Raw genomic sequence first — 6,741 nt, 5'->3', positions numbered from 1 at the left:
GTCGGGTAGCGGCTCTTCGTCCGGCAACGGTGGCTCTTCCAGCGGTAGCTCCGGCGGCAACACGAGCGATGGCACTGGGTCATCGAGCGGCAGCGGCTCGTCGGGTAGTGGTTCTTCGTCTGGCAACAATGGTTCTTCCAGCGGTAGCTCCGGCGGCAACGCAACCGACGGCACTGGCTCCTCGAGCGGTAGCGGCTCGTCGGGTAGTGGTTCTTCGTCCGGCAACAGTGGTTCTTCCAGTGGTAGCTCCGGCGGCAACACGATCGACGGCGCGGGCTCATCGAGCGGCAGCGGCTCGTCGGGTAGCGGTTCTTCGTCCGGCAACAGTGGCTCTTCCAGCGGTAGCTCCGGCGGCAACACGATCGACGGCGCGGGCTCATCGAGCGGTAGTTCGTCGAGCGGCGGCTCCTCGTCGTCGAGCGGCAGTGGCTCTTCCGGCGGTAGCTCCAGCGGTGGCGATACGTCGAGCGGTGCTTCGAGCTCGTCGAGCGGCAGCTCCTCGTCGTCGAGTGGCAGCGGCTCGTCCGGCGGTAGCTCCAGTGGTGGTGGTACGTCGAACGGTGGTTCGGGTTCGTCGAGCGGCGGCTCTTCGTCGTCGAGTGGTAGCGGCTCGTCCGGTGGTAGCTCCAGCGGTAGTGATACATCGAGCGGTGGATCGAGCTCGTCGAGTGGCAGCTCCTCGTCGTCGGGCGGCAGCGGCTCGTCCGGTGGTAGCTCCAGCGGTAGCGATACATCGAGCGGTGGATCGGGCTCGTCGAGTGGTAGCTCCTCGTCGTCGGGTGGCAGCGGATCGTCTGGCGGCAGCTCGTCGTCGAGTGGTAGCGGCTCGTCGTCGAGTAGCAGCGGTTCGTCCGGAGGTGGCTCCAGCGGTAGTGATACATCGACCGGTGGATCGAACTCGTCTAGCGGTGGCTCTTCGTCGTCGAGCGGCAGCGGATCGTCTGGCGGCAGCTCGTCGTCAAGTGGTAGCGGCTCGTCGTTGTCGTCGAATAGCAGCGGTTCGTCCGGCGGTAGCTCCAGCGGTAGCGATACGTCGGGCGGTGGTTCGGGTTCGTCGATCGGTAGCTCGTCGTCCTCGAGCGGCGGCACCTCGTCGTCAGGCAGCAGCGGCTCATCCGGCGGCAACGTCAGCGGTGGTGACGCATCGACCGCCGCCGCGGGTTCGAGGGCGCCTGCCGACGATCCGCATGGCATCACGGTCACGGTGAGCCTGAAGGCAACGGGCAATCCGTCGGACCTTATCGCCGTGTCGGTGCCGAAGGATATGGCCAGGCCGGGCAGTCATTTCCGGTTCGCGTTGCCCGCGCAGGCAATTCCTGGCGCAGCGAATGGTGCCGAGGTGAGGGTGACGCAAATGGACGGAGCGGCCTTGCCGGCATGGCTGCGCTTCGCATCGCCATCGCGCGCGTTCACCGCCACGTCGTTGCCGGCTTCGGCCCTGCCGCTGCAGGCGGTCATGACGGTTGGCGACGTGCGCATCCCGCTCGTCATCACGGAGCGGAACCAGTAATTGACGTCGATGGAGGGGGAGAGCAATGCGGGAGCGGGGCGCGCCGTGGGTTGGCGGCCTTCCTGCTCGCGCTGACCGATCCTGCGCATCGACCGGCCCTTCGGCGACCGCGTGGTCGCCGAAGGGCTGGCATCCAGATCAGTCGCGACAAAGTGGGCACGGGCCTGCACTGCCCTGTCCAACGCAACGTTCTGGATACGCGCGTCGAATCCGCATTGCAAACGCAGGCCGTTCGCACGCTAGCGCTAGCGTCTCGGGAGCACTACGCTAGCGCGTTCTGCTCCATCATGATGCGTGCGGTATTCAGCGCGATCATGCCTTCCTCGTCGGTAGGCAGTACCAGGACCGGCACGCGGCTGTTGTCGCGGCTGATGCGCTGGCGGTTTTCGTTGTTGGCGCCCGCGTCCAGGCTGATGCCGAACAGCTCCGCCAGCCGCGCGCAGATCTTTTCGCGCACGGGCGGCGAGTTGGCGCCGATGCCGGCGGTGAACACCAGCGCATCCAGGCCGCCCAGCGTGGCAGCCAGCTTGCCAATTTCCTGCGCCGCGCGATAGGCGTAGAAATCGATCGCCAGGCGCGCGCGCGGCGCGTCGCTGGCCAGCAGGGCGCGCATGTCGCTGCTGACGCCGGACAGTCCCTTCAGCCCTGACTCCTGGTACAGCATCGTCTCGATATCCTTGGTGCTCATGCCTTGCTGCGACAGCCACAGGATGGCGCCGGCATCGATGGCGCCGCAGCGCGTGCCCATCGGCAGGCCGTCGAGCGCGGTCAGGCCCATGGTGGATTCCACGCTGCGCCCGTCGCGCATGGCGCACAGGCTGGCGCCGTTGCCCAGGTGCGCCACGATCACGCGGCCCTGTGCCAGGTCGGGCGCGATCTGCTGCAGGCGGCGCGCGATGTACTCATAGGACAGGCCGTGAAAGCCGTAACGGCGGATGCCGCGTTCGAAGTATTCGTAAGGCAGCGCCAGCAGTTGCGCCAGCGGGTCGTGCCCGGCGTGAAAGGCGGTGTCGAAGCAGGCGACCTGCAGCAGCGCCGGCGCGGCGGCGCGCACCGCGCGGATCGCCGTGAGGTTGTGCGGCTGGTGCAGCGGCGCCAGCGGGATCAATGCTTCCAGCTTGGCAATGACGTCGTCGTCGATCTTCACGGCGGCGGAGAAATCCGCGCCGCCATGCACCACGCGATGGCCGATCGCCACCGGCGGCGCATCGCGCAGGCCGATGCTGAGCACCAGCCGGATCAGGCGGAAGGCTGCGTCGTGATCGGCCACCTGCGCCACCGGAAAGCGTTCGTCCGCGACGATGCGGCTGTCCGCCATGCTGGCGGTCAGTCGCGGCGACACGCCGATGCCTTCGATCTGCCCGTGCGCGCTGAGCACCGGGTTGATGTCGGCATTGGCGTGCGCGGCCTCGGGCACGGCGTACACCGAGACCTTGACGCTGGAGGAGCCGGCATTGACGACGAGGATGGTGGGATGGGTGGCGCTCACGCTGGCAAGCCTCCTTGTGACGTTGACTGTGACGTTGACTGTGACTGGGACGGCGACTGGGACGGCGACCGAGACGCCGGGGCGTTCAGATCTTGCTGGACGTCTGGCCAGTGCGGCGCGCATGCGCCAGCAGCACGGCAATCGCGCAACTGCCGATGCGCGCGCGCACGCTGTCGGCGCGGCTGGTGAGGATGATGGGCACGCGCGCGCCCAGCACGATGCCGGCGGCTTCGGCGCCGGCCAGGAAGGTGAGCTGCTTGGCCAGCATGTTGCCGGCTTCCAGGTCGGGCACGAGCAGGATATCGGGATCGCCCGCGACCTCGGAGACGATGCCCTTTGTCACCGCGGCTTCATGGCTGATCGCGTTGTCGAACGCGAGCGGGCCGTCGAGGATGCCGCCTTCGATCTGGCCGCGCCGGCTCATCATGCATAGCGCGGCCGCGTCGATGGTGGAGGGGATCTTGTCGGTCACGGTTTCCACCGCTGAGAGGATGGCCACCTTGGGGCACTCGATGCCCAGCACGCGCAGCAGGTCGATCGCGTTGCGGCAGATATCGGCCTTGTCGTTGAGCGTGGGAAAGATATTGACGGCGGCGTCGGTGATGAACAGCGGCTTGTGGTAGCTCGGCACGTCCATCGCAAACACATGCGAAAGGCGCCGCCCCGTGCGCAGGCCGGTGGCGGACGCGGTGACTTCGTGCAGCAGCTCATCGGTGTGCAGGCTGCCCTTCATCAGCATCTCGGCCTCGCCCGCGCGGATTGCCGCGACGGCGCGCGCGGCGGCGGCATGGCTGTGCGGCACGTCGATCAGCACGCTGTCGCCAAGGTCCAGCGCGTTGGCGTCGGCCACCTGGCGGATGCGCGCTTCGGGCCCGATCAGCAGCGGCACGATCAGGCCCAGGCTGGCCGCCTGCAGCGCGCCGCCGAGCGAAGAAGCATCGCAGGGATGCGCCACCGCGGTGGGAATGGCGGGCAAATCCTGGCAGCGCGCCAGCAGGACAGAGTACTTGTCGGGCGTGTGGGTCATCGGCGTTCCGGTGCGTCGGGGTTGCGGTGCGACCGCGCGGACATGCTGCGTCGCGCAAAAACAAAGGCCAGTATAGGCGATGTTTCCTTCGGCACGATGACATTGGCGTGTACCTTGCGCCAGGTCATCCCGGCCCCGGATCCGCCCATGCAGCGGGTTGTCAAGCACGATGCGGACTGGTAGATTGTGCTGTGCTGCAGGGCAGCAATTCCGTGCGATCGCCTGGAAACGACTGCCTTCGGCGCCACACCGTAGAACGTAGAAGGGGAAGCCGAGTGAACGCACGTGATCCCGCCATCCATGCCGGCAGCGCCGCCGCTGGCATGCCACCGCTCTTGTCCGATGCGTGGTCCTACGCGCATGACGCCTGGCAGCGCGCCATCCTGTTGCTCGACATCCTGCGCGAGCGCGGCAACCAGACCTTCGAGCACGAGCGCGAGGGCATGCCGCCGGTGCTGATCTTCGAGCACGAGGTGGTGATCGACGCGCGCACGCTGGCGCAACCCGCCAACTACGCGCTGCTGCGCATCCTGCCGCCGCCCGGCATCGTCACCGACGACACCAAGCGGCCCTTCGTGGTGATCGATCCGCGCGCCGGGCATGGCCCCGGCATCGGCGGCTTCAAGATCGACAGCGAGATCGGCATCGCGCTGCGCAGCGGCCATCCCTGCTACTTCGTCACCTTTTTCCCGGTGCCTTGCCCGGGCCAGACCATCGAGTGCGTGGCGCGCGCCGAAGCGCTATTCCTGCTCACCGTGGCCGAGCGTCATCCGCAAGCGCAGGGCAAGCCGTTCGTGATCGGCAACTGCCAGGGCGGCTGGGCACTGATGATGCTGGCCGCCGCCGCGCCGGAACTGGTCGGCCCCATCCTGCTGGCCGGTTCGCCGCTGGCCTACTGGTCGGGCGTGCGCGGGCGCAATCCGATGCGCTACAGCGGCGGGCTGCTGGGCGGCTCGTGGCTGTCGTCCTTGACTTCGGATCTCGGCAATGGCCGCTTTGACGGGGCCTGGCTGGTGCAGAATTTCGAGCAGCTCAATCCATCCAATACGTACTGGAAAAAGCTCTACGACGTCTATGCGCAGGTGGATACGGAGCGCGAGCGCTTCCTGGCCTTCGAGCGCTGGTGGGGCGGGCACTTCCTGCTCAACCGTGCCGAGATCGACTGGATCGTGCAGAACCTGTTCGTTGGCAACCACCTCACCGCCGGCGAGGTGCGCAGCGCGGATGGCAGCGTCGCGGTGGACCTGCGCAATGTGCGCTCGCCGATCGTGGTCTTTGCTTCCTGGGGCGACAACATCACGCCGCCGCAGCAGGCGCTGAACTGGATTCCCGATCTCTACGCCAGCGTCGACGAGATCGTCGCCAACGACCAGGTCATCGTCTACTGCCTGCATGAAAAGGTCGGGCACCTCGGCATCTTCGTCTCGGCCGGCGTGGCCAATCGCGAGCACACCGAGCTGTTCTCGGCGCTGGACCTGATCGACGTGCTGCCGCCGGGGCTGTACGAGGCGCGCATCGAAGACATCGCGCCGGGCACCTCGCACCTGGAACTGATCGAAGGCCGCTACCTGATGCGCTTCGAGCGCAGGACCATCGACGACATCCTCGCGCTGGACGATGGCCGCGACGACGAGCGTGCGTTCGAGGTGGTGCGCCGCGTGGCCGAAGTCAACCAGCGCTTGTACGACACCTTCGCCTCGCCGGCGGTGCAGGCCGCATCCAACGAGCTGAGCGCTTACGCGATGCGGCAGATGCACCCGGCCCGGCTGGAGCGCTCGCTGGCGTCGGACGCGAATCCGTGGATGGCGTGGATCGCCGCGCTGGCGCCGTCGGTGCGCGAGGCGCGCCAGCCGGTGGCGCCGGACAATCCCTTCGTCACGCTGGAGCGCGCGGTGTCCGACACCATCGTGCGCACGCTCGACGCATGGCGCGACCAGCGCGACGCCTTCCAGGAGCAGCTCTTCGAGGCGTTGTACCAGTCGCCATGGCTGTCTGCGCTGATGGGCTTCTCGCCTGGCGCGGAAAAGCGCGGCCCGCCGCCGCTGAGCGCTGCGCTGCGCCAGGAACTGGCCGCGCGGCGCATCCATGAGGCCGAGGCGGGGATCGAGCAGGGTACGCCGCTCGATGCCTTTATGCGCATCCTTTGCTTTGTGGCGGACGAGAACACCAGCATCGAGGAGCGGCCTTTCAACCTGATGCGGCAGATGGCGCGCGAGCACCTGGAGCAGCAGCCGGACATCGCCACGGTCAAGGCCGCGGTCAGGCGGCAGAGCATGATCGTGGGGCTGGACGCCGGGCGGGCCGTGGCCGCGCTGCCGCTGCTGGTGCCGGACAGCGCGCTGCGCCATCGCATCATGATGGCGATCCATCGCATCGTGACCGTGGTGGGGCCGCTCGAAGGCGCCCGCCTGGCGCGCTACCGCGAGGTGGCGCGCGTGCTGGGCACCGACCATACCGCGCGGCAAACCGCGCAGCCCGCCGCCGCGGCGCCCCTGGCGCCCACACCCGTGGAAACGCCGCGCACGGTGCGCAAAGCCGCTTCGCCGGAGGCCAGCGCACGCGTTCGCAAGGCAAGCACGGCTGTGGCCGGCGCGGCCAAGCCGGGCAAGGTGGCCAAGCCTCTCAAGACGGTCAAGCCTGCAGCGCGGCGCAACGTCAAGACAGGCACCTGAACCAGGCGGGCGGCGCCATCGGGGCCGCGCAATCATTAAGCGA

The 6,741-nt window shown here is 68.0% G+C and carries 5 protein-coding genes; 1 reads left to right on the top strand and 4 read right to left on the bottom strand.

Translation table 11 applies throughout. The features are described 5' to 3' along the window. From AC07XB_RS17635 to AC07XB_RS17620, 4 genes are all read right to left on the bottom strand, one after another. Positions 1-1,227 (bottom strand): hypothetical protein (locus tag AC07XB_RS17635; protein WP_494752797.1); only part of this gene is annotated, 1,227 nt, incomplete at its 3' end. 54 nt (positions 1,228-1,281) lie between these two features. Beyond that, positions 1,282-1,680 carry a hypothetical protein gene (locus AC07XB_RS17630; RefSeq protein ID WP_493688149.1) on the bottom strand — a complete coding sequence of 133 codons (399 nt, stop codon included), beginning with the start codon at positions 1,678-1,680 and terminating at the stop codon, positions 1,282-1,284. A 92-nt stretch (positions 1,681-1,772) separates the two neighbouring features. Then, a complete protein-coding gene (locus AC07XB_RS17625; protein ID WP_492828043.1) occupies positions 1,773-2,999 on the bottom strand; it encodes an acetate/propionate family kinase in 1,227 nt (408 codons plus the stop codon). Positions 3,000-3,084: 85 nt separating this feature from the next. Then, positions 3,085-4,026, bottom strand: coding sequence for a phosphate acetyltransferase (locus tag AC07XB_RS17620; RefSeq protein WP_492828041.1), 942 nt, complete (start codon positions 4,024-4,026; stop codon positions 3,085-3,087). A gap of 275 nt (positions 4,027-4,301) precedes the next feature. Here AC07XB_RS17620 and AC07XB_RS17615 point away from each other — a divergent pair, with 275 nt between their 5' ends. Continuing rightward, on the top strand, positions 4,302-6,698 hold the full coding sequence (locus AC07XB_RS17615; RefSeq protein WP_494752796.1) for a DUF3141 domain-containing protein: 2,397 nt from the start codon (positions 4,302-4,304) through the stop codon (positions 6,696-6,698). The last annotated feature ends 43 nt before the right edge of the window (positions 6,699-6,741 follow it).

It is taken from the genome of Cupriavidus sp. GW821-FHT02F09 (assembly GCF_059421605.1).
The sequence above is the reverse complement of the archived record's forward strand: the minus strand, read 5'-3'. Positions and strand labels throughout refer to the sequence as shown.